Origin of the sequence: Pseudomonas sp. PA-5-4B (assembly GCF_021606215.1) — a bacterium.
Lineage (GTDB): Bacteria > Pseudomonadota > Gammaproteobacteria > Pseudomonadales > Pseudomonadaceae > Aquipseudomonas > Aquipseudomonas edaphica.
This window is the reverse complement of the sequence record NZ_WKDB01000069.1, coordinates 1-22,528: the sequence shown is the minus strand read 5'-3', so window position 1 is coordinate 22,528 and position 22,528 is coordinate 1. Positions and strand designations below refer to the sequence as shown.

Genomic DNA, 22,528 nt, shown 5'->3' with positions numbered 1-22,528 from the left:
CATTTTTCACAGCAAGATACAGGCCCGATCGCAGGTCAACTCATCGATTCAAGGCACGCAGGCGGGCGGCGTTGTACCCATTGCGTCAGCTGTTCATGAGCATAAGCCAGCTGCAAGACAGCGCGGTCCGCCTGGGCCGGGCCGATGATCTGCAAGCCCATGGGCAAGCCTTGAGGATTGAAGCCCACCGGAATGCTCATGCTCGGCAAGCCCGCCAATGTAGGGCCGATCACCACTTCCATCCACCGGTGATAGGTGTCCATTTCACGCCCACCCACCCTGCGCGGCCACGCCTGTTGTGCATCAAAAGGGAACACTTGGGCGGTGGGCAACAGCAGGAAATCGTAACGTTCAAACAGCTTGGCCAAGGCGCGATACCACTCGCTGCGGTCCACCGACGCCTGGTACACCTGCTGCGCACTCAAGCCCAGCCCGCCCTCCACTTCCCATTGCGCTTCGGGTTTAAGCAACGCGCGTTTTTGCGGGTTGGCGTAGGCCGCACCGAGGTTGCCGTGCACCAACCAATGGCGATGCACCAGCCAGCAGCGCCATAGCCGCGCCAGGGAAAATTCCGGCTGGCAGCTTTCCACCTCGCAGCCCAGCGCAGCAAAATCGCCGAGAGCCGACTCGCACAGGCTCATCACACCCTCGTCCATCGGCAGGTAGCCGTTGTAATCCCCCAGCCAGCCCAGGCGCGCGCCTTTAAAATCGCGCTGCAACGGCAAGCCGAACACCGACGGATCGTCCTTGGATGAGAGCGGCACCCGAGGGTCGTAACCGGCCTGGATACTCAATAACTTCGCCACATCCGTGACGCTGCGGCCCATTGGGCCTTCGGTGCCCAGTTGCTGCACAAACAATTCCGGCACCGGCCCGTGGGGCACGCGCCCCTGTGAAGGGCGCAAACCAAACACATTATTGAACGCCGCCGGGTTGCGCAGCGAACCCATCATGTCGCTGCCATCGGCCACCGGCAACATGCGCAACGCCAGCGCCACCGCCGCCCCGCCGCTGCTGCCTCCGGCCACCAAACGTGGGTCATAGGCATTGCCGGTGGTGCCGAACAGCGTGTTGTAGGTCTGCGAGCCGAGGCCGAATTCCGGCACGTTGGTCTTGCCGATGATGATCGCGCCGCTGGCCCGTACGCGCGACACGCTGATCGCATCTTCGGCGGGCACATGCTCGGCGAACAGCGGCGAGCCCAAGGTGGTGCGCAAGCCCTTGGTGGCCGCCAAATCCTTGATCGCCTGGGGCATGCCGTGCATCCAGCCTCGCGATTGGCCCTGGTCCAACTCACGATCACAGGCACGCGCTTCGGCCAGCACTTCATCGGCATCACGTAACGACACCAGCGCATTCACACTCGGGTTAAAACGCTGGATCTGCGCCAGGTAATCGCCCATCACGTCTTCACACGACACCTGCCGCGCATGGATCGCTTGCGACAGCTGCGTGGCATCCCAATCAACACGGCTCAAGGCTTCACCTCATTGGAAAAGGGCAGCGGTTTTTTCGCCCGTGGGGCTTCGTGCATGCAGTAAGTGCCCATCAACGTCAGCACGCAAGCGAACAGTACATAAAACGACGGCGCCACTGGCGTACCCAGTACTTTGGTCAGCCAGGTCACGATCAACGGTGCGAAACCGCCGAACACCATGACCGCGACGTTATAAGCCACCGACACACCCGTTGACCTCACCTCAATCGGAAACTGCTCGGCCAGGGCCGTCGGTGCCGGGCCGAAAAAGCCGCCGATGACCGTGCACAGCAGCACTTGCATCACCAGCAAGCGCTCGATGGACGGTGCCGCGGCCACCCACACATACAACGGGTAAACCATCACAAAGAATGCCAGGGTGAAAGCCATCAACACCGGCCGCCGCCCCAGCCGGTCCGAGAGCATGCCGGACAGCGGAATCACCACGGTCATCAGCGCCACTGCGAACATCTGCACCATTAGCACCTGGTCCAGCGGCAAACCGAGGCTCTTGTGCGCGAAGGTCGGCATATTCACCAGCACCACGTAGAACGACACCGTCGCCCCACAGGCCAAGCCCATGGAGACAAGGATGCTGCGCCGATGCTCGCGCAGTACGTCCATCAGGCTCGGCGCCGGGCCGGTGGCCTGTTTGCGTGCCTGGATAAACTCTTCCGGGTCTTCCAGGTGCCGGCGAATCCACAAGCCCACCGGGCCGATCAGCAAGCCCAGCACAAACGGCACGCGCCAGCCCCACAGGTCGAGGGTTTGCGGCGAAAAGAAGTGCGTGACCAACGCCACCATCGCCGCCCCACCAAATACCGCCAGGCATTGCCCCACCAACTGCCAGGAGCCATATAACCCCTTGCGATGGGCCGGCGCACTTTCCACCAGAAACGCCGTGGCACTCGCGTACTCACCGCCGGTGGCAAAGCCCTGGAGCATGCGCGCCACCACAATCAGCAGCGGCGCGCCCATGCCGATGGCGGCGTAATTGGGCGCGAAGGCGATCAGCGCGATAGACACGGTCATCAGCCGGATAATCAACTGCATCGCGGCTTTGCGGCCTTTGCGGTCGGCATAAATGCCGAGCAGGATGCCGCCCACCGGGCGCATGAAAAAGCCCACGCCGAAGGTGGCCAAGGCCATCAGCAGCGAGGCGTATTCATCCTGCGACGGAAAGAATTGCCGGGCAATGATGCTGGCCAGAAAGCCGTAAACGATAAAGTCATACCATTCCAGCGCATTGCCGATCACAGCCGCCACCACCTGGCGGGTGCGCGATACGCCTGTGTTTGAAGTCTGCATGAGGAACACTCCATTCAACCGATAAGAGCAAGGGTCCAGCGGCAGAAAAAAAGAGGTCGTCAGGCAGGCTTGAGCCAGCTCTCGGCCAGCGCGCCCCAGTAGGCGGCGCCGGTCAGCAGGATGTCGTCGTTGAAGTCATAGGCAGGGTTATGCACCATCGGCCGCGACACGCCGTTGCCGATAAACAGGTAACTGCCGGGGCAGCGTTGCAGCATCCAGGCGAAGTCTTCACTGCCCATCAGCGTGCGGGTGTTGCCGTCCACCGCGTCGGCGCCGAGCAAGGCAATGCCGACCTGGCGAGCGAACTCGGTTTCTTCGGCGTGGTTGACCAGCACCGGGTAGGCCGGGCGGTGTTCGACCTGCACCGTGCAGCCGAAGCTCGCGGCTTGGGTCTGGATGATGGCGTTGACGCGCTCGAGCATCTGTTCCCTGACCTTGGGGTTCAGTGCGCGCAGGCTCAGGCGCAACAGCGCTTGCTGAGGAATCACGTTGGCGGCCTGCCCCGCTTGCAGCGCACCGACCGTGACCACGGCGGCTTCCTGGGTGTCGATATTGCGCGCCACCACCGTTTGCAACGCCATGACCATACTCGCCGCCGCCACCAGCGGATCCACCGTCAGATGCGGCATGGAACCGTGGCCACCGACGCCTTCCAGCGTCACCGTGAGCAAGTCCTGCGAGGCCATCATCGGCCCGACCCGCAGGCCCAGATGCCCCGCCGGCAAGCCCGGCATATTGTGCATGCCGAACAGGCCATCGCACGGGAAGCGCTCGAGCAAACCATCGGCCAGCATCGCCTCGGCGCCGCCCTGGCCTTCTTCGGCGGGTTGGAAAATCAGGTTCAAGGTGCCGTCAAATTGCCGCGTCGCCGCCAAGTAACGCGCGGCGCCGAGCAGCATGGTGGTGTGGCCGTCATGCCCGCAGGCGTGCATGCAACCAGCGTGCTGGCTGGTGTAGGCCGCGCCGGTGTTCTCGATGATGGGCAAGGCGTCCATGTCGGCGCGAATGCCCAGCGTGCGCGAGCTGCTGCCATTGCGCAGCACGCCGACCACACCGGTTTTGCCGATGCCGGTGTGCACCTCGTAGCCCCATTCTTTCAAGGACTGCGCAACGAGCGCGCTGGTGCGGTTTTCTTCAAAGCCGAGTTCGGGATGGGCATGGATATCGTGGCGCACAGCGTGCAAGTCGCTGGCGACATCGCTGAGCCAATCCAGAATGTGCTGGTGTGGGCGCATGGTGATTCTCCTCACAGGCGGGTGGTCCCGTTCTTGTTGGCGGCACATCGACAGCTAAGCGCGATGTGAGCACGAGGACAATCAAAGGTGGTTCCACTGGGTGGAACCTGAGGCCGACACCTAATAACCCTGTGGCGAGCAAGCTTGCTTGCGCTGGGGTGCGAAGCGCGCCCAAAAAGCCGGTGACTGCTGCGCAGTCAAACGGGAGCAAGCTCCCTCGCCACACAAAGCGCACCGCCATTTGCCACCGGTTGCGACGGCGCATAACCCTGTGGCGAGCAAGCTTGCTTGCGCTGGGGTGCGAAGCGCCCCCCAAAAAGCCGGTGACTGCTGCGCAGTCAAACGGGAGCAAGCTCCCTCGCCACATAAAGCGCACCGCCATTTGCTACCGGTTGCGACTGCGCATAACCCTGTGGCGAGCAAGCTTGCTTGCGCTGGGGTGCGAAGCGCCCCCATAAGCCGGTGACTGCTGCGCAGTCAAACGGGAGCAAGCTCCCTCGCCACAGAAAGCGCACAGCCATTTGCCACCGGTTGCGACGGCGCGTGCATAAGGTTAACCTCGCTTCCGTCGCTGCTCATCAGTGACCGGGCGTGGAATCCCGAGAAAGAAGACGCTACAGCGTCGTCATACAATCAGTCGGCGCTTTTTTGTGCCCGCTGTTTGTGCTTTATGGCGGCTGTGCGTGGGAGGCCTTGTGCCTGCCGAGTCGCTTCTTCTCGGATTCCAACCTGCGTACAGCTGCCACCCTCATGCTTGGAATCGTGACTGGCAGCTCTTTTTGGTTGTACCAAAGGAGCAAGCTTATGCCGTACGAAATACCTTCAGCCGAAACCATCGGCGCCGCCACCTTCGCAGACTGCGGAGAAAACAAAAGCCACCTGAAACTCTTCCGCGTCAACGCCGGGGTTCCGCTCGTAGAAGCCCTCGAACACGCATCCCATGTGCTCTATTACGCAAAAATGCTCTCCCTTGAAGCTGCCATGGACCCCAAGGCAGAGAAGTTCGCGTTCGCCTCGCATTACCTGGGTGAAATGGGTAAAGCCATCATCGATGACCTGCTGCTGGCCTTGCAGCCTGGCAGCCCAACCCCGCAGTAAGTCGTTCGCGCCCGGTGCAGTGCATCGGGCGCCTGTCTGGACTGCCTCATTTCCCAAGATCAGCACAAATCCATGTGGGAGCTGGCTTGCCTGCGATAGCGGCCGGTCAGTCAACATCACTGTTGCCTGTGCCGCCGTCATCGCAGGCAAGCCAGCTCCCACAGAGAATCTTTGGTGCGTCAGGGGTTGAGGCGGCAGCCCTGGCGATCACCCAACCAGCGCGCCGTGTGCGTGCGTCCTAAACCACTCGCCGTCACTTCACTGCGTTCCGGCGAATCAGTGAACGCACTGGTCGGCACATACTGCTTCACATACCCCAGGCAATAATCCGCCGGGTTGTTCTCCACATACCGGCACGAGCAATATTCCTTGGCCGTGTACGCCGCGATGATGTCGGGGAAGGCTTGCAGGTTGACGCGTTCGTGCCACACCCAGCCCGACAGGGCGAGCAACAGCAGCAAAAACACGCTGATAAACGGATGACGACGGATCATGGTTGCACCGCCGCCAGTACGCGCTTGAGCAGTTCGTTGTGACGGTAAGTGCCGTCACGGTCATCGCCGTAGCGCACGATCACCAGGTGTTCGTCGGGCAGCACATAGAGCGCCTGGCCCCAATGGCCGAGGGCGGCGAAGGTGTCGGCAGGCGCATCGGGCCAGGGTCTTGGGGCACCTTGTACGTCGAGGTTGAGCCACCATTGCCCGCCGGGGACGGCGTCGTCCTGGCCGGCCTTGTATTTATCGAATGGCTGGCGGTTGAAGGCGACCCACTCTTTAGGCAGCAACTGCTGCTCTCCCCAACGACCGTCGCGCGCCATCAGTAGGCCGACCCGCGCCAAATCGCGAGCGGTGAGGTAGGCATAGGACGAGGCGACGAAGGTTTCGTCGGCGTCGGTTTCCCAGGTGGCGTTATGAATGCCCAGCGGCTTGAACAGCGCGTCCCACGGGTAACTCATATAGGCCTTGTGGCCGAGCATGCCTTTGAGGGCGGCGGACAAAATATTGCTGTCGCCGCTGGAATAACGAAAGGCCTGGCCCGGTGCGGCGGCGGCCTCGGTGCCTGCGGCAAACTCGGCCATATCGCTGCGGCCACGGGTGTAGAGCATCGCCACCACCGAGGAATTGAGTGGGGCGTATTCGTAGTCTTCCTGCCAGTCCAGGCCCGAGGCCCAGTGCAGCAGGTCGGCCATGGTGACTTTGGGGTGCTGTTTCATCGGCGGGTAAAAACGCGCGGCCGGGTCATTCAGTTTGAAGCGATTTTCGCCGTAGGCCACGCCGAGCACAGTGGCCATCAGGCTTTTGCTCACTGACCAGGTCAGGTGCGGCGTGCTGGCGGTGTTAGGCGCGCCGTAGCGTTCATAGATGATCACGCCATCGCGGATCACCAGCAGCGCGTCGGTGCGGATGCCTTTACGAGTGGCGTCGTCACGGGGTGGAAAAGCATAGGCATTCAGTGCATCGACCGCCGGGCCTTCGAGCGGCGCGCCCTTGGCCCATTCCTTGTCCGGCCAGGTGTCGGCGTGGGCGGCAGCGGTGACTAACAGCAGGGCAACGCACAACAGGCCTCGGACCATGGACGCAAACTCAAGGGGGCTTTCAAGCCCGCGAGCCTAGCCCAGGCGCATGACAGATTTGCGACAGGAAGGCCTGTCATCCAAGCGTCACCATAACTTCATGGAGCTGACACCGAGCCTACATAGCCTGAGTTTGGACAAACAAGTCGACCGGCCGGTAAGTGGCCGGCACTCGGAGATTCGCCATGACTCAGATCGCCCGCATCAGCGACACCGGCAATGAACGCCGTCTGCAAGCCGAACGCCTGGTTGGCGCCAAGGCTTTGCAGGAAGCCCAGGCCCTGCGTTTCAACGTGTTCAGCGGCGAGTTCAACGCCAAGCTGAAAGGCGCGGAACAGGGTCTGGACATGGATGACTATGATGTTCACTGCAGCCATATAGGCGTGCGGGATTTGAACAGCGGTCGACTGGTGGCCACCACCCGTTTGCTCGACCACCAGGCCGCCAGCACCTTGGGCCGGTTCTACAGCGAAGAAGAATTCAGCCTGCACGGCTTGCTGCACTTGCAAGGCCCGATCCTGGAGATCGGCCGCACCTGCGTCGACCCGGCCTATCGCAACGGCGGCACCATCGCGGTGTTGTGGGGCGAGTTGGCCGAAGTCCTCAACCAGGGCGGTTACAGCTACCTGATGGGTTGCGCGAGCATCCCGATGCACGACGGCGGCATCCAGGCTCACGCGATCATGCAGCGCTTGCGCGAACGCTACCTGTGCAACGAGCACCTGCGCGCCGAACCGAAAAAACCACTGCCGGCGCTGGACCTGCCGTCCAACGTCATCGCGGAAATGCCGCCGCTGCTCAAAGCCTATATGCGCCTGGGTGCGAAGATCTGCGGCGAGCCGTGCTGGGATGAAGACTTCCAGGTGGCCGACGTGTTCATCCTGCTCAAGCGCGATGAGTTGTGCCCGCGCTACGCCCGCCACTTCAAGGCGGCCATGTGATGAGCCGCCTGCGCGTGTACGGGCGCATTGCCCGGGTGCTGCTGGTGGTGGCGCTGGGGTTGAGCATGGCCAGTGTGTTTGGTGTATTCGAACGCATGGGCATTGCCAACTCGATGGTGCGGCGCCAGCGTTGGTCGCGGTTTTTTATGGCACGGCTGACTAACGCCCTGCCCTTTCGCGTGACGGTACACGGTGAGCTGCCGACGCAGCCGATGCTGTGGGTAAGCAATCACGTGTCCTGGACCGACATTCCGCTGCTCGGCGCGGTGGCGCCGATGTCGTTTTTGTCCAAGGCCGAAGTGCGCACCTGGCCGGTGGCCGGCTGGTTGGCGGCCAAGGCCGGCAGCTTGTTTATTCGCCGCGGCTCAGGCGACAGCCAGTTGATCCGCAAGCAGATGACTCGCCATCTGGAGCAACAGCATCCGCTGCTGATGTTCCCCGAAGGCACCACCACTGATGGGCGCAGCCTGCGTACGTTCCACGGGCGTTTGCTGGCCAGTGCGATTGATGCGGATGTGTCGCTGCAACCGGTAGCGATTCGTTATTTGCGTGATGGGCAGGTGGATGCGTTGGCACCTTTTATTGGCGATGACGATTTGCTCTCGCACTTGATGCGTCTGTTCAGTAATGACCAGGGTGATGTGGAGATTCATGTGCTCCAGCCGATTGCCTGTGCCGGGCAGGAACGTGCGGCGCTGGCGTATCAGGCGCAGCAGGTGGTGCAGAAAGCGTTGTTTGGGCCGTTGCCGGAAGTTGAGCAGGTGGCGGCTCGACCTGCATTTGCGGCCTGAGATGAACTGAACACCGGTTCAAATGTGGGAGCTGGCTTGCCTGCGATAGCGGTGGGTCAGCCACATCTCTTTCAACTGACAGACTGCTATCGCAGGCAAGCCAGCTCCCACATTTAGATCTCAGTTAGAGCTCAGTAGTCAGTTGGAGCTGTGCAAACTTCTGTAGCTCTGGATAAAACAACCGAAAATCTTCACTCAACGGCTCATACAAAACCCGCAACTCCTGCATCGCATGGCCCAGCTCCTGAGGCTGGGTCAGCCGCCGCGAAATCCCCCGCAACACCTGCTCCATCACCGCGAACTCACGGTATGAGCCCAGCCAATCATCCGCTGCCATATACGGTGCAATCTGCGCCAGCCGCCCCGGCAACTGGGGCTCGGCGGCGAGTACGCGGTACACCTGCGACGTGAAGTGCTCCAGAGGCTGCTCGGCGTACAGCGCCCAATCCCGCGCCAGGCAGTGGTCGAAAAACACATCGAGGACAATCCCGGCGTAGCGCTTGCGGGTCAGGCTGAAGCGTGACAACGCCTCATCCACCAGCGGGTGGCTGTCGGTAAAGCGGTCGATCGAGCGATGCAACTGAATCGCCGACTCGATTTGCGGGCTGAACTGGCCTTGCAGGCGGCCTTTTACAAAGTCGCCATACAGGCTGCCGAGCAATTGAGCAGGAAGTTGGCCGCCCAGGTGCAGATGTGCGAGATAATTCATGCCGCGCAGTCTACCACTGCCGATTACGTATCGTTATAACCCGATATACCGAAATAGCCTGATCTCAGATCAAAATCATATTGGTATATCGGGATAGACCGATTTAAAGTTCGCCTCATCGCGATATAACGCTGTACGAAACCGAGCAACCGCCATGTCCATTGACCTCGACGAAATAATAAAAGCCCTGGCACACCCAGTACGACGAGACATCCTCACCTGGCTGAAAGACCCGAAGGTGCAGTTTCCCGAGCAAGTGCACAACCACGAATACGGGATCTGTGCCGGGCAGATCGACCAGCGCTGCGGCTTGTCGCAGTCGACCGTGTCGGCCCATTTGGCCACCTTGCAACGCGCCGGGTTGATCAGCAGCCAGAAGGCCGGGCAGTGGCATTTTTTCAAACGCAACGAGGCAACCATCCAGGCCTTCCTCGCGGCGCTCATCACCGAACTCAGTGCTGACGAAAACGCAGCGCTGTAACAAGGAAACGCCAATGCCCCTCTCGCTACTCATACTGGCCCTCAGCGCCTTCGCCATCGGCACCACCGAGTTCGTCATCATGGGCTTGCTGCCCGATGTGGCGGCGGACCTGGGCGTGTCGATCCCCGGCGCCGGCTGGCTGGTCACCGGCTACGCCCTGGGCGTGGCCATCGGCGCGCCGTTCATGGCACTGGCCACCGCCAAGCTGCCACGCAAGGCCGCCCTGGTAGCGTTGATGGGCATCTTTATTGTCGGCAACCTGCTCTGCGCCCTGGCCAGTGACTACAACGTGCTGATGTTTGCCCGTGTGGTCACCGCGCTGTGCCACGGTGCGTTCTTCGGGATCGGTTCGGTGGTAGCGGCCAACCTGGTGCCGGCCAACAAACGGGCTTCGGCCGTTGCCTTGATGTTCACCGGTTTGACCCTGGCCAACGTGCTCGGCGTGCCGCTGGGTACCGCACTGGGACAGGAAGCCGGCTGGCGCTCGACCTTTTGGGCGGTGACGGTGATTGGCGTAGTCGCCTTGATCGGTCTGATCCGCTTCCTGCCGGCCAAGCGTGACGAAGAAAAACTCGACATGCGCGCCGAACTGGCCGCGCTCAAGGGCGCCGGCATCTGGCTGTCGCTGACCATGACTGCGTTGTTCGCCGCGTCCATGTTCACCCTCTTTACTTACGTCGCACCGCTGCTCGGCGATGTCACCGGCGTGTCGCCCAAAGGCGTGACCTGGACCCTGCTGCTGATCGGCCTGGGGCTTACCGTCGGCAACATCATTGGCGGCAAGCTGGCGGACAAACGCCTGGCCGCCACCCTGATCGGCGTGTTCATCAGCATGGCAGTGGTCTCCACGGTGCTGACCTGGACCAGCGTCGCGGTGATCCCGACGGAAATCACCCTGTTCCTGTGGGCCACCGCTTCGTTCGCCGCCGTACCGGCGCTGCAAATCAACGTGGTGACCTTCGGCAAGGCCGCTCCAAACCTGGTGTCCACCTTGAATATCGGCGCCTTCAACATCGGCAACGCGCTCGGCGCCTGGGTCGGCGGCAGCGTGATTGCCCACGGTTTCGGCCTGACCAGCGTGCCTTTGGCCGCGGCGGCCCTGGCGATTCTGGCCCTGCTGGTGACCCTGATTACTTTTCGTCAGAGCGGCGATGCCGACCTGGCCCCTGCGACCAACTGATCAATCCACTTAAAGAGAAGGGTGTTTTCCCATGACGACTATTTTCGATCCGATCAAACTGGGCGACCTGCAATTGTCCAACCGCATCATCATGGCGCCGCTGACCCGCTGCCGCGCCGATGAAGGCCGCGTACCCAACGCGCTGATGGCCGAGTACTACGTGCAACGCGCTTCCGCCGGGCTGATCTTAAGCGAAGCCACCTCCGTGACGCCGCTGGGCGTTGGCTACCCGGACACACCGGGTATCTGGTCCAACGACCAGGTTCGCGGCTGGGCCAATGTAACCAAGGCTATACACGGCGCGGGCGGCAAGATTTTCCTGCAATTGTGGCACGTGGGCCGTATCTCCCATGAGTCGTACCTCAACGGCGAAACCCCGGTGGCACCAAGCGCCATCCAGCCTAAAGGCCACGTCAGCCTGGTTCGCCCGCTGGCCGACTACCCGACGCCACGCGCCCTGGAAACCGCTGAAATCGCCGACATCGTTGACGCTTACCGCATCGGCGCTGAAAACGCCAAGGCCGCAGGCTTTGACGGCGTGGAAATCCATGGCGCCAACGGCTACCTGCTCGACCAGTTCCTGCAAAGCAGCACCAACCAGCGCACCGACAACTACGGTGGCTCCCTGGAAAACCGTGCTCGCCTGCTGCTGGAAGTGACCGACGCCGCCATTGAAGTCTGGGGCGCCGGCCGTGTGGGTGTGCATTTGGCACCACGCGCCGACTCCCACGACATGGGCGACGACAATTTGGCGGAAACCTTCACCTACGTCGCCAGCGAGCTGGGCAAGCGTGGCATCGCCTTCATCTGCTCCCGTGAAAAAGAAGCCGGCGACAGCCTCGGTCCACAACTGAAAAAAGCCTTCGGTGGCCCGTACATCGCCAACGAACGCTTCACCAAAGACAGCGCCAACGCCTGGCTGGCGGCCGGCAAGGCCGATGCAGTAGCCTTCGGCGTGCCATTCATTGCCAACCCGGACCTGCCGGCACGCCTGAAGGCCGATGCGCCGTTGAACGAACCGCACCCGGAAACCTTCTACGGCAAAGGCCCAGTGGGTTACATCGACTACCCCACGCTGGCGCTGTAATGTAATTCGCTGAAACGAAAAAGCCCCGGCTCGCAAGAACCGGGGCTTTTTTTCGGCTGATTGATCGTTCCCACGCTCTGCGTGGGAATGCCGCCCTGGACGCTCTGCGTCTGCCCCTAAAGCGTGACGCGAAGCGTCACAGGATGCATTCCCACGCGGAGCGTGGGAACGATCGCACAGTAGCTGGGAAACACTCCTTCACAGCCTTGCAACAAAATCGCTACAAAATACTTAGGCGGCTACCTATCAACCGCCCGCCAGCCCGTATATAAAGTCACCCCGCAAATCCTGCGAAGGGACGATTGACTGTCTCTGGACTTTACTGTTGACACAACTGGATGCAATTACGCATTTTGTCTTAATTGCGTAGGCTAGGGCTCAAGCGCAGCATGTCCAGCCCTGCGTCAACCCAGCGTTCGGCGTCCTGATGCAGTTGGAAGCTGTCGGGCACTAGTAGCCATTGGCCAATCAGGCCGTGAATATAGGCATGAATGCACACCGCGCCACGCGTGGTGTCGAGGTTTTCCGGAAGTTGCCCGCGATGGACCGCGTTGCGCAGTGTCAGGCTGATACGCAGGTTGCACTCCAGGCTATGGGTCTGGCGTTGGCGCCGCATGTCGCACATTTCATCGGTGAACTCGCACTTATGAAACAGGATTTCGTTGATGCGCCGGGTTTTCGGGTCCAGGGCCACTTGATGATAAAGATGGATCAACAGCTTGCGCATACAGCCCAGCGGGTCGACTTCATCCTCGCTTTCACTGGCCCGGGCCAGTTCGTCCAGGGGTTCGTGCAGCGTGTCGAGCAGTGCCTGGAGCAAATCGGACTTGTTACTGAAATGCCAATAGATAGCCCCGCGCGTCACCCCGGCCAACGCGGCGATGTCCGCCAGCGTGGTGCGCGCCACACCGCGTTGATAAAAGGCTTGCTCGGCGGCGTCGAGAATCTGGCTGCGCGTTTCCTGAGCTTCCTCTTTGGTGCGACGAACCATGGCAGTAAAACCTCAATCAGGACACTTTGGATGGTGCTTGAGCAACATCTGAATAATTGTGGGACGACGTCGTCTTGGACGCCGAACGTACTAAAATCGAGGCTTTGGCGCTTGCTTTGTCAACAATCCGCGAAGCCTGTCAAGAGTTTACAAACAACCGTGAACGTAAGTATATTGCGTAGCAAGCTACTTATCCACTCACGGCTTGTTTTTTACCCTTCCACACTTCTTGTGCGCATTTTGCGCGCCTGACCCGAGGATCTTCATGCAACTTAAGCCAGCTGTTACCGCTCTGGTCACTGCCGTCGCCCTGGCATCGCTGCTCAGCGGATGTAAAAAGGAAGAAGCGGCTCCGCCCGCTCAAACCCCTCAGGTCGGCGTGGTCACTATTCAACCGCAAGCCTTTACCCTGACATCCGAGCTGCCAGGCCGCACCACTGCCTACCGCATCGCGGAAGTTCGTCCCCAGGTGAACGGCATCATTCTCAAGCGCCTGTTCAAGGAAGGCGGCGACGTGAAGGAAGGGCAACAGCTCTACCAGATCGACCCGTCGGTGTATGACGCCACCCTCAAAAGCGCTCAAGCGAAACTGACCCAGACCAAGTCCATCACCGACCGCTACAAGCAACTTGTCGATGAGCAAGCCGTCAGCCGTCAGGAATACGACACCGCCGTGGCCAACCGCATGACGGCTGAAGCCGACGTGCAAACCGCCCAGATCAACGTGCGCTACACCAAAGTGTTCGCGCCGATCTCCGGGCGTATCGGTCGTTCTTCGGTCACCGAAGGCGCGCTGGTCAGCAATGGCCAGGCCGATGCCATGGCCGTGATCCAGCAACTGGACCCGATCTACGTCGACGTCACCCAGTCTTCGGCAGAAATGCTGAAACTGCGCCGCGACCTCGAAAGCGGCCAGCTGGAAAAAGCCGGCGACAACGCTGCCAAGGTCAAGCTGACCCTGGAAGACGGCACCGCCTACGCCCAGGACGGCAAGCTGGAGTTCTCCGAAGTGTCGGTGGACCAGACTACTGGCTCCGTGACCCTGCGCGCGGTGTTCCCCAACCCTGACCACACCCTGCTGCCGGGCATGTTCGTCCACGCCCAGCTGCAAGCCGGTGTGAACAGCAAGGCCATCCTGGCACCTCAGCAAGGCGTGACCCGTGACCTCAAGGGCATCCCGACTGCGCTGATCGTGAACAAGGACAACAAGGTCGAGCAGCGTCAACTGGTTGCCAACCGCACTGCCGGCGCCTACTGGCTGGTGGAAAAGGGCCTGGATGCCGGTGACCGCGTGATCACCGAAGGCCTGCAGTTCATCAAGCCGGGCATCGAAGTCAAGGTTAAAGACGCTGACAACGCCAAACCCGCCGGCACTGCCGCAGCGCCTGCTGCCGATGCTGGTAAAGGGGAGTAATCCATGTCGAAATTTTTTATCGACCGTCCCATTTTCGCCTGGGTAATTGCCCTGGTGATCATGCTGGTCGGGGCACTCTCGATCCTGAAGTTGCCCATCAACCAATACCCGGCCATTGCGCCGACCGCCATCGACATCCAGGTGACCTACCCAGGCGCGTCCGCACAAACCGTGCAGGACACCGTGGTGCAGGTGATCGAACAACAGCTCAACGGTATCGACAACCTGCGTTATGTCTCCTCGGACAGTAACTCCGACGGCAGCATGACCATCACCGTGACGTTCAACCAGGGTACCAACCCGGATATCGCCCAGGTCCAGGTACAGAACAAGCTGAACCTGGCGACCCCACTGCTGCCGCAAGAAGTGCAGCAACAGGGTATCCGCGTGACCAAGTCGGTGAAGAACTTCCTGATGGTGATCGGTCTGGTGTCGGAAGACGGCAGCATGACCAAGGACGACCTCTCCAACTACATCGTGTCCAACATCCAGGACCCGATCTCCCGTACCGCGGGGGTGGGTGACTTCCAGGTGTTCGGTTCGCAGTACGCCATGCGTATCTGGCTCGACCCGGCCAAGCTGAACAACTACCAGCTCACGCCAGTGGACGTCAGCAATGCCATCAAGGCCCAGAACGTGCAGGTGGCCACCGGCCAATTGGGCGGCCTGCCTGCCCTGCCCGGCACCCAGCTGAACGCCACGATCATCGGCAAGACGCGCCTGCAAAGCACCGAGGAATTCGCCAAGATCCTGATGAAGGTGAACACCGACGGCTCGCAGGTTCGCCTGGGTGACCTCGCACGCATCGAACTGGGCGGCCAGAACTACAGCATCAGTGCGCAGTTCAACGGCAAGCCGGCTTCGGGTATGGCGATCAAGCTGGCGGCCGGTGCCAACGCACTGGACACCGGCAAGGCCATCCGCGAAACAGTGAAGTCCCTGGAGCCGTTCTTCCCGCCTGGCATGAAGGCGGTGGTGCCATATGACACCACCCCGGTAGTGACCGAATCGATCTCCGGTGTGGTTCACACCCTGGTCGAAGCGATCGTGCTGGTGTTCCTGGTGATGTTCCTGTTCCTGCAGAACTTCCGTGCCACCATCATCACCACCATGACCGTACCGGTGGTATTGCTGGGTACCTTCGGGATCCTGGCGGCGTGCGGTTTCACCATCAACACCCTGACCATGTTCGGCATGATCCTGGCCATCGGCTTGCTGGTGGACGATGCCATCGTCGTGGTGGAAAACGTCGAACGGGTGATGGCCGAGGAGCACCTGTCGCCCAAGGAAGCGACGATCAAGTCCATGGGCCAGATCCAGGGCGCCCTGGTGGGTATTGCCCTGGTACTGTCGGCGGTACTGCTGCCGATGGCGTTTTTCGGTGGTTCCACTGGTGTGATCTACCGGCAGTTCTCCATCACCATCGTTTCGGCGATGGCCTTGTCGGTAATGGTTGCCCTGATCTTCACCCCGGCTTTGTGCGCCACCATGCTCAAGCCGATTGATCCGGAAAAACACGGCCAGCCCAAGCGCGGCTTCTTTGGCTGGTTCAACCGCACCTTCGACCGTGGCGTACTCAAGTACGAGCGCGGCGTGGGCGGCATGATCAAGCACAAGATTCCGGCATTCCTGGTGTATGCGCTGATCCTGGCCGGCATGATCTGGATGTTCACCCGTATTCCAAGCGCGTTCCTGCCTGAGGAAGACCAGGGTGTGATCTTCGCCCAGGTGCAGACTCCGGTCGGTGCTTCGGCTGAGCGCACGCAAAAAGTCGTCGACGACATGCGCGCCTTCCTGCTGAACGACAAGGAAGGTGAGCCAGGCGAAGGCAAGGCGGTGAAGTCGGTGTTTACCGTGAACGGCTTTAACTTCGCCGGTCGTGGCCAGAGCTCGGGGCTTGCATTCGTGATGCTCAAGCCGTGGGATGAGCGTGACTCTACCCAATCGGTGTTCGAAGTGGCCAAGCGTGCCCAGGGTTACTTCTTCGGGGCCTTCAAGGACGCCATGGTCTTCGCCATCGTGCCGCCTTCGGTACTGGAGCTGGGTAACGCCACTGGTTTCGACGTGTTCCTGCAAGACCAGGGTGGCGTCGGCCACGACAAGCTGATGGCTGCACGTAACCAGTTCCTGGGTGCGGCGGCACAAAGCAAGGTGCTGGCCGGCGTACGTCCTAACGGCGTGAACGACGAGCCGCAGTACGAGCTGACCGTTGACGACGAGAAGGCCAGTGCCCAGGGCATCAGCCTAGCGGATATCCAGCAGACACTGGCCATTGCCTTGGGTGGCAGCTACATCAACGACTTCATCGACCGTGGTCGCGTGAAAAAGGTGTATGTACAAGGTGACGCCGCCAGCCGCATGTCGCCGGAAGACCTGGACAAATGGTACGTGCGCAGCAACGACGGGAAAATGGTGCCGCTGTCGGCCATCTCGTCGGGCAAGTGGATCTACGGTTCGCCCAAGCTTTCGCGCTACAACGGTGTAGCGGCGATGGAAATCCTCGGTACCCCGGCACCTGGCTACAGTACCGGTGATGCAATGGCCGAAGTCGAACGCATTGCCAAAGAACTGCCGGCCGGTGTTGGTTATGCCTGGACAGGCCTGTCGTACGAAGAGCGCCTTTCCGGCTCCCAGGCGCCAGCGCTGTACGCACTGTCGCTGCTGGTAGTGTTCCTGTGCCTGGCGGCACTGTACGAAAGCTGGTCGATCCCGATCGCGGTGATTCTGGTGGTACCTTTAGGGGTGATCGGTGCGTTGATCGCCACCAGCCTGCGCGGCTTGTCCAACGACGTGTTCTTCCAGGTGGGCCTGTTGGTGACGGTGGGCCTGGCGGCGAAAAACGCCATCCTCATCGTGGAGTTCGCCAAAGAGCTGCATGAGCAAGGCAAAGGCATCGTCGAGGCGGCTATCGAAGCGTCCCGCATGCGTCTGCGCCCGATCATCATGACCTCGTTGGCGTTCATGCTCGGCGTATTGCCGCTGGCGATCTCCACGGGCGCAGGCTCAGGCAGCCAGCATGCGATCGGTACCGGCGTGATCGGCGGTATGATCACGGCCACTGTGCTGGCGATCTTCTGGGTGCCGCTGTTCTACGCAACTGTATCCGCCGCTGGCGAACGCAAAAAGAAAGACACTACTGAAACTCCTAAAGAGGCTGGCCAATGAGCAAGTCGCTACTTTCCTTAGCCGTCACCGCATTCGTGCTCAGTGGCTGCTCGCTGATCCCTGACTACCAGCGCCCTGAAGCGCCGGTAGCAGCCCAGTTCCCGCAGGGGCCGGCGTACTCGTCGGCCCAGGCGCCGAGCCAGGCCGCTGCCGAGCAGGGCTGGAAGCAGTTTTTCCATGACCCTGCCCTGCAACAGCTGATCCAGACCGCGTTGGTCAACAACCGTGACCTGCGTGTCGCTGCCCTGAACATCGACGCTTATGCGGCGCAGTATCAGATCCAGCGTGCCGACCTGTTCCCGGCGGTTTCGGCCACCGGCAGCGGCAGCCGCTCGCGCACCCCGGCCAAGTTGTCGCAGACCGGCGAATCGAGCATCTCCAGCCAGTACTCGGCCGGTCTGGGTATCAGTTCGTATGAGCTGGACCTGTTCGGCCGCGTGCGCAGCCTGAGTGAAGAAGCGCTGCAAAAGTACTTCGCCACTGAAGAAGCGCGGCGCAGCACCCAGATCAGCCTGGTGGCCAGTGTGGCGAATGCCTACCTGACCTGGCAGGCCGACAAGGAACTGCTCAAGCTGACCCAGGACACCCTCGGCGCGTTTGAGCAGAGCTTCAAGCTGACCTCGCGCAGCAACGAAGTCGGCGTGGCCTCGGCCCTCGACCTCAGCCAGGCACGCACCTCGGTGGAAAACGCCCGTGTTCAATTGGCGCGCTATACGCGTCAGGTGGCACAGGACGAAAACAGCCTGACCCTGTTGCTGGGCACTGGCCTGCCAGCCAATATCACCAGCAAGCCGCTGTCGGATGACCTGCTCAGCGAAGTGCCTGCCGGGTTGCCCTCGGACCTGCTGCAACGTCGTCCCGACATTGTGCAGGCCGAGTACAACCTCAAGGCCGCCAACGCCAATATCGGCGCGGCCCGTGCTGCGTTCTTCCCGAGCATCAGCCTGACTGCCAGCGCCGGTACCGCCAGCCCTACCCTGGGTGGCCTGTTCAAAGGCGGTTCGGGCACCTGGTCGTTTGCCCCGCAGATCAACATCCCGATCTTCAACGCCGGTAGCCTGCGCGCAAGCCTGGACTACTCGAAGATCCAGAAAGAGATCAACGTGGCCAACTACGAGAAGGCGATCCAGACCGGCTTCCAGGAAGTCTCCGACGGCCTCGCCGCCCGCGAGACCTACAAGCAGCAGCTGGATGCTCAGCGCGGCTTCGTTGCGGCCAACCAGGATTACTACCGCCTGGCCGAGCGTCGCTACCGCATTGGTGTCGACAGCAACCTGACCTTCCTCGACGCCCAGCGCCAACTGTTCAGTGCCCAGCAATCGCTGATCACCGACCGCCTGGCGCAGCTCAACAGCGAGGTCAACCTGTACAAGGCCCTCGGCGGCGGCTGGAACGAGCAGACCGCGAAGAACGAGCCGTTGAAAGAAGAAGCACCGGCGCTGAAGTTGTTCTGATCGTGCTGATGTAGATAAAACCGCTTCCCTTACCGGAAGCGGTTTTTTTTTGCCATGTCGTTAATCAGCGCGAATCAAAGGTGGGCGCTGGCTTGCCTTCCCTTCAACCTTTCAGGGTAAAATTAGTAACAGATTCTTACAGACCACAGAGGGAGCTTGTCGTAATGATCGTAGGAATCGACCTGGGGACGACCAATAGCCTGGCCGCCGTGTGGCGCGGCGATGCGGCCGAAATGGTGCCCAATGCGCTTGGCCAGTTGCTGACCCCCAGCGTGGTCGGCCTGGATGATCAAGGCCGTATCCTGGTGGGCCAAGCCGCCAAGGAACGCCTGCATACTCACCCACTCCTGACCACGTCGCTGTTCAAGCGCTACATGGGCAGTGCCACCGAAGTGCGCCTGGGCGACCGCTCGTTCCGCCCCGAAGAGCTGTCGGCGCTGGTCCTCAAAAGCCTCAAAGAAGACATCGAGCGCACCTACGGCCAAACCGTCACCGAAGCAGTGATCAGCGTGCCCGCCTACTTCAGCGACGGCCAGCGCAAAGCCACGCGCATTGCCGGTGAACTGGCGGGGCTCAATGTTGAAAAACTGATCAACGAACCCACCGCCGCCGCCTTGGCTTATGGCTTGCACCAGCGTGACAAGGAAACCTCGTTCCTGGTGTTCGACCTCGGCGGCGGCACCTTTGACGTGTCGATCATCGAGCTGTTCGACGGTGTGATGGAAGTACGCGCCAGCGCCGGCGACAACTTCCTGGGCGGCGAAGACTTCGACACGTTGTTGCTGGAACACTTCGTCGACAGCCAGCGCAATGCCCAGGGTTTCCCGCCCACCAGCAGTGTATTGCAAGCCCTGCGCCGCGAAGCCGAGCGCGTGCGCAAAGCCTTGGGTCAGGACGACAGCGCCGAGTTCGCCCTGCGTATAGATGGCCAACAGTGGGTCACAACCATCACCCAGGCCGAACTCGCCAAGCTCTACACGCCGTTGTTGGAACGCCTGCGCGCACCGATTGAACGCGCCCTGCGCGACGCACGGATTCGGGTCGGCGACCTCGATGAAATCCTGCTGGTCGGCGGCACCACGCGCATGCCGCTGGTGCGCAAACTGGCCGCAGGTTTGTTCGGGCGTTTCCCGTCCATCAGCCTCGACCCGGACCAGGTGGTCGCCCACGGCGCGGCGATCCAGGCCGCGCTCAAGGCCCGCTCGGCGGCGCTGGAAGAAATCGTGCTGACCGACGTCTGCCCCTACACCCTGGGTATCGAAACCTCGAACCAGTACGGCGGCCATATCGAGAGCGGGCATTACCTGCCGTTGATCGAACGCAACAGCAGCGTGCCGGTGAGCCGGGTCAAAAGCGTGGTCACGCTCTACGACGACCAGCCCCGCGTGCTGCTGAAAATTTACCAAGGCGAAAGTCGCCTGGTGAAAGACAATATCGAACTGGGCCAGTTGGAAATCCCCGTGCCCAAGCGCAAGGCTGGCGAAGTCTCGCTGGACGTGCGCTTCACCTACGACAACAACGGTTTGCTCGAAGCCCAGGTGAACATTCCGCTGACCGGCGAGCAGCACTCGCTGGTGATCGAGAACAACCCCGGCGTGCTCAGCCCGCAAGAGATCCAGCAACGCCTGCAAGCGTTGGCATTGTTGAAAATTCACCCGCGCGACCAGCAGGTCAACACCGTGCTGACCGCCCGCCTCGAGCGGCTCTACCAGGAAAACCTCGGCGAATTGCGTGAGCAACTCGGACACTGGGCCGCGCAGTTCCAGCAAGTGCTCGACACCCAGGACGAACGCCGCATCCGTGAGGCCCGCAGCGAGCTGACCCGACAACTTGAGCAACTCGATAACGGGTTCTGGCGCTGAAGGAAATCCACATGGACTGTTGGACAGTGTTGCAACTGGCAGACGATGCCGACGAACGGACCATCAAGCGCACCTACGCGCGACTGCTGAAAAGCTGCCGCCCGGACGATGACGCCGAGGGTTTCCAGCGCCTGCGCGAGGCCTATGAACAGGCGCTGAACATCGCGCGCTGGCGGGCCGACAACGAGGAAGTGGAAACCGTCGAGGCGCCGATGGCCGAACAGGCACACGGCAATCTCAACGATCTGGCTGAACTGATGGACGTTCGCCCCTTGAGTCCTGCGTCGTTCGAACCGCCCATGGCGAAAAACGCGTATGACCTCGCCGAGCTGATGAACATCAGCCCACTCAGCCCCGCCGCGTTTGAAGCGCCAAAGCCCGACCCGGCCCACGCGCTGCTCGCCGGCGTGAACGTGCACAACCTCGATGAACGCTGGGCCCAGGCCCAACAGCAGAGCTGCGAAGAAACATTCCAGGCCGGCCTGCTGCGCCACTGCTTTGAAGCCCCCGGCGAGCGCAGTGCAATTGCCGGTTGGGCGATGCAACACCTGGAATGGCTGACGCCCTGGCAACAGGTGGTGATGACCCCGTGGCAGCACGAAGCCCTCACCAGCGAGCTGCTGCAGGACTACCGCCGCACCTTGCAGGAACTGCTGGAGCAAAAGGCCGAGCGCGAGTTCATCACCCAACTGACGCACTACAACGAGCAAGCCTGGCTGCGGGTGTTCGATCAGCAGCAACAGTGGCAGCGCATTATTCTGCAACTGCTGCACGACACCCAATGGAGCGTGCCGCTGTTTGAACGCGTGTGCCAGGCCTTTGGCTGGGACGACCAGAAAGGCGTGTACCCGGAACCTGAGTGGATGTGGCGTGGCTTGGTGTCGCGTTGCGAGCAGGAAAGCTTTTATATCAACCTCCAGGACAAAGCCCAGGACACCCGGCGCACCAGCGCCGACGCCCTGGCCGCGCGCTTGTTGCTCACGCCCATGACCGCAACCCAACAGATGAGCATCATCGGCACGTTTGGCCAAAACGAATGGAACGCTTGCCAGCATCTGGGCGAAACCCTGACCTGGCGTTATCCGCAGTTGATCGAACGCCTGCCCCAAAGCGACCTGTTCTTCTGGCGCAAATTCGTCCCACGACCGATTTACGTCCAAGTGCTTATCCGGCTCTGGGCGATCTTTGCCTTGGCCGCTGTCCTGAACCTCGCTCACGTTCAAACCGAAGAGCTGGACTTCGGGGTCGTACTCATCTTAGTGGTACTGGCGATCTTGCCGGCCGCGGTTTTCTTTCGGATCACGCAGGTGTGGGTCTGGATGAGTTCGTCCTTTATGGTTGCGGACCTGTGGCTGAGCCAGTATTTGATCCCTAAGCGCGTCAACCCCAACCAGTATTGGCTGGTGTTACGCCACGGCATCCCGCAATTGGCCATGCTCGTGGCTTGCGGGCTGCTGCTGGGGATTCTGGGGGCGATTACTTATGCCGGGATGCTGCTGATCAACCTGCTGCACAGCAAACGCATCGGCCACATGGGTGAGAAAAGCCTGAACTATCCGTGGCTCAATGGTCTGCATTGGGCCTTCTGGAGCCCGCTGCAAGTGGTATTCCTGGTGGTGATGGTGGCGGTGATCATCGTCGCGCAGCATTACCTGCCAACTGTGCCATGGACACATATCGACCTGCCAAAACGGTAACAAGAAGATCGGGCCTGAGCGTAGTGCGCTGGCCCGCAACTTGCGTTCGATCATCGCCCACAACC

At 61.2% G+C, this 22,528-nt stretch carries 18 protein-coding genes; 11 read left to right on the top strand and 7 right to left on the bottom strand.

The genetic code is table 11. From position 1 onward, the window contains the following. Window positions 1-35: 35 nt before the first annotated feature. The 3 genes from GIW28_RS25230 to GIW28_RS25220 are packed head-to-tail and all read right to left on the bottom strand — an operon-like array spanning window position 36 to window position 4,020. Complete coding sequence (locus GIW28_RS25230) at window positions 36-1,478, bottom strand: amidase (RefSeq protein WP_169985450.1); 1,443 nt, start codon at window positions 1,476-1,478, stop codon at window positions 36-38. After that, a complete protein-coding gene (locus GIW28_RS25225; RefSeq protein WP_236448168.1) occupies window positions 1,475-2,785 on the bottom strand; it encodes a citrate-proton symporter in 1,311 nt (436 codons plus the stop codon). The genes GIW28_RS25230 and GIW28_RS25225 overlap by 4 nt, the downstream gene beginning before the upstream one ends. 59 nt (window positions 2,786-2,844) lie before the next feature. Then, window positions 2,845-4,020 carry a M20 aminoacylase family protein gene (locus GIW28_RS25220; protein ID WP_138453334.1) on the bottom strand — a complete coding sequence of 392 codons (1,176 nt, stop codon included), beginning with the start codon at window positions 4,018-4,020 and terminating at the stop codon, window positions 2,845-2,847. 804 nt (window positions 4,021-4,824) lie between these two features. Here GIW28_RS25220 and GIW28_RS25215 point away from each other — a divergent pair. Next, window positions 4,825-5,118 (top strand): DUF3077 domain-containing protein, encoded by a 294-nt coding sequence (locus tag GIW28_RS25215; RefSeq protein WP_099548603.1) that lies wholly within the window; start codon window positions 4,825-4,827, stop codon window positions 5,116-5,118. Window positions 5,119-5,297: 179 nt separating this feature from the next. On the opposite strand, the gene GIW28_RS25210 is transcribed toward GIW28_RS25215, so the two are convergent. Continuing rightward, on the bottom strand, window positions 5,298-5,612 hold the full coding sequence (locus tag GIW28_RS25210; protein ID WP_058421741.1) for a hypothetical protein: 315 nt from the start codon (window positions 5,610-5,612) through the stop codon (window positions 5,298-5,300). Beyond that, the gene (locus tag GIW28_RS25205) at window positions 5,609-6,691 is read right to left on the bottom strand and encodes a serine hydrolase domain-containing protein (protein WP_017137256.1); all 1,083 of its coding nucleotides are present in this window, start codon (window positions 6,689-6,691) and stop codon (window positions 5,609-5,611) included. Before GIW28_RS25205 ends, GIW28_RS25210 begins: the two co-directional genes overlap by 4 nt. 185 nt (window positions 6,692-6,876) lie before the next feature. Here GIW28_RS25205 and olsB point away from each other — a divergent pair, with 185 nt between their 5' ends. Beyond that, on the top strand, window positions 6,877-7,632 hold the full coding sequence (gene olsB / locus GIW28_RS25200) for an L-ornithine N(alpha)-acyltransferase (protein WP_017137255.1): 756 nt from the start codon (window positions 6,877-6,879) through the stop codon (window positions 7,630-7,632). After that, window positions 7,632-8,423: a lysophospholipid acyltransferase family protein gene (locus tag GIW28_RS25195; protein WP_236447487.1), complete on the top strand. Its 792-nt coding sequence runs from the start codon at window positions 7,632-7,634 to the stop codon at window positions 8,421-8,423. The genes olsB and GIW28_RS25195 overlap by 1 nt, the downstream gene beginning before the upstream one ends. 124 nt (window positions 8,424-8,547) lie before the next feature. Here GIW28_RS25195 and GIW28_RS25190 read toward each other — a convergent pair whose 3' ends face one another. Further along, window positions 8,548-9,132, bottom strand: coding sequence for an acyl carrier protein phosphodiesterase (locus GIW28_RS25190; RefSeq protein ID WP_177032650.1), 585 nt, complete (start codon window positions 9,130-9,132; stop codon window positions 8,548-8,550). Window positions 9,133-9,286: 154 nt separating this feature from the next. Here GIW28_RS25190 and GIW28_RS25185 point away from each other — a divergent pair, with 154 nt between their 5' ends. The 3 genes from GIW28_RS25185 to GIW28_RS25175 are packed head-to-tail and all read left to right on the top strand — an operon-like array spanning window position 9,287 to window position 11,880. After that, window positions 9,287-9,613 carry an ArsR/SmtB family transcription factor gene (locus GIW28_RS25185; protein WP_017137252.1) on the top strand — a complete coding sequence of 109 codons (327 nt, stop codon included), beginning with the start codon at window positions 9,287-9,289 and terminating at the stop codon, window positions 9,611-9,613. Between the two features lie 13 nt (window positions 9,614-9,626). After that, window positions 9,627-10,793 (top strand): MFS transporter, encoded by a 1,167-nt coding sequence (locus GIW28_RS25180; protein WP_017137251.1) that lies wholly within the window; start codon window positions 9,627-9,629, stop codon window positions 10,791-10,793. Between the two features lie 31 nt (window positions 10,794-10,824). Continuing rightward, window positions 10,825-11,880 (top strand): alkene reductase, encoded by a 1,056-nt coding sequence (locus tag GIW28_RS25175; RefSeq protein ID WP_017137250.1) that lies wholly within the window; start codon window positions 10,825-10,827, stop codon window positions 11,878-11,880. Between the two features lie 358 nt (window positions 11,881-12,238). Here the strand turns inward: GIW28_RS25175 and GIW28_RS25170 are convergent, their stop codons facing one another. Further along, window positions 12,239-12,871, bottom strand: coding sequence for a TetR family transcriptional regulator (locus GIW28_RS25170; protein ID WP_017137249.1), 633 nt, complete (start codon window positions 12,869-12,871; stop codon window positions 12,239-12,241). A 265-nt stretch (window positions 12,872-13,136) separates the two neighbouring features. Here GIW28_RS25170 and GIW28_RS25165 point away from each other — a divergent pair, with 265 nt between their 5' ends. The 5 genes from GIW28_RS25165 to GIW28_RS25145 all read left to right on the top strand — a co-directional run bounded on the left by GIW28_RS25165 (window position 13,137) and on the right by GIW28_RS25145 (window position 22,463). Further along, window positions 13,137-14,285 carry an efflux RND transporter periplasmic adaptor subunit gene (locus GIW28_RS25165; RefSeq protein WP_017137248.1) on the top strand — a complete coding sequence of 383 codons (1,149 nt, stop codon included), beginning with the start codon at window positions 13,137-13,139 and terminating at the stop codon, window positions 14,283-14,285. Window positions 14,286-14,288: 3 nt separating this feature from the next. After that, the gene (locus tag GIW28_RS25160) at window positions 14,289-17,450 is read left to right on the top strand and encodes an efflux RND transporter permease subunit (RefSeq protein ID WP_017137247.1); all 3,162 of its coding nucleotides are present in this window, start codon (window positions 14,289-14,291) and stop codon (window positions 17,448-17,450) included. Then, window positions 17,447-18,904, top strand: a complete 1,458-nt coding sequence (gene adeC, locus GIW28_RS25155) for an AdeC/AdeK/OprM family multidrug efflux complex outer membrane factor (protein ID WP_017137246.1) — start codon at window positions 17,447-17,449, stop codon at window positions 18,902-18,904. Before GIW28_RS25160 ends, adeC begins: the two co-directional genes overlap by 4 nt. A 164-nt stretch (window positions 18,905-19,068) precedes the next feature. Continuing rightward, window positions 19,069-20,766, top strand: coding sequence for a molecular chaperone HscC (locus GIW28_RS25150; protein ID WP_017137245.1), 1,698 nt, complete (start codon window positions 19,069-19,071; stop codon window positions 20,764-20,766). Between the two features lie 11 nt (window positions 20,767-20,777). Next, a complete protein-coding gene (locus GIW28_RS25145; protein ID WP_236447489.1) occupies window positions 20,778-22,463 on the top strand; it encodes a J domain-containing protein in 1,686 nt (561 codons plus the stop codon). Window positions 22,464-22,528: the final 65 nt, after the last annotated feature.

Excerpts from the sequence above, each read along its gene's own strand:
- GIW28_RS25225 (WP_236448168.1), bottom strand. The coding sequence starts at position 2,785 with ATGCAGACTTCAAACACAGGCGTATCGCGCACCCGCCAGGTGGTGGCG.
- GIW28_RS25220 (WP_138453334.1), bottom strand. The coding sequence starts at position 4,020 with ATGCGCCCACACCAGCACATTCTGGATTGGCTCAGCGATGTCGCCAGC.
- GIW28_RS25215 (WP_099548603.1), top strand. The coding sequence starts at position 4,825 with ATGCCGTACGAAATACCTTCAGCCGAAACCATCGGCGCCGCCACCTTC.
- GIW28_RS25210 (WP_058421741.1), bottom strand. The coding sequence starts at position 5,612 with ATGATCCGTCGTCATCCGTTTATCAGCGTGTTTTTGCTGCTGTTGCTC.
- GIW28_RS25205 (WP_017137256.1), bottom strand. The coding sequence starts at position 6,691 with ATGGTCCGAGGCCTGTTGTGCGTTGCCCTGCTGTTAGTCACCGCTGCC.
- olsB (WP_017137255.1), top strand. The coding sequence starts at position 6,877 with ATGACTCAGATCGCCCGCATCAGCGACACCGGCAATGAACGCCGTCTG.
- GIW28_RS25195 (WP_236447487.1), top strand. The coding sequence starts at position 7,632 with ATGAGCCGCCTGCGCGTGTACGGGCGCATTGCCCGGGTGCTGCTGGTG.
- GIW28_RS25190 (WP_177032650.1), bottom strand. The coding sequence starts at position 9,132 with ATGAATTATCTCGCACATCTGCACCTGGGCGGCCAACTTCCTGCTCAA.
- GIW28_RS25185 (WP_017137252.1), top strand. The coding sequence starts at position 9,287 with ATGTCCATTGACCTCGACGAAATAATAAAAGCCCTGGCACACCCAGTA.
- GIW28_RS25180 (WP_017137251.1), top strand. The coding sequence starts at position 9,627 with ATGCCCCTCTCGCTACTCATACTGGCCCTCAGCGCCTTCGCCATCGGC.
- GIW28_RS25175 (WP_017137250.1), top strand. The coding sequence starts at position 10,825 with ATGACGACTATTTTCGATCCGATCAAACTGGGCGACCTGCAATTGTCC.
- GIW28_RS25170 (WP_017137249.1), bottom strand. The coding sequence starts at position 12,871 with ATGGTTCGTCGCACCAAAGAGGAAGCTCAGGAAACGCGCAGCCAGATT.
- GIW28_RS25165 (WP_017137248.1), top strand. The coding sequence starts at position 13,137 with ATGCAACTTAAGCCAGCTGTTACCGCTCTGGTCACTGCCGTCGCCCTG.
- GIW28_RS25160 (WP_017137247.1), top strand. The coding sequence starts at position 14,289 with ATGTCGAAATTTTTTATCGACCGTCCCATTTTCGCCTGGGTAATTGCC.
- adeC (WP_017137246.1), top strand. The coding sequence starts at position 17,447 with ATGAGCAAGTCGCTACTTTCCTTAGCCGTCACCGCATTCGTGCTCAGT.
- GIW28_RS25150 (WP_017137245.1), top strand. The coding sequence starts at position 19,069 with ATGATCGTAGGAATCGACCTGGGGACGACCAATAGCCTGGCCGCCGTG.
- GIW28_RS25145 (WP_236447489.1), top strand. The coding sequence starts at position 20,778 with ATGGACTGTTGGACAGTGTTGCAACTGGCAGACGATGCCGACGAACGG.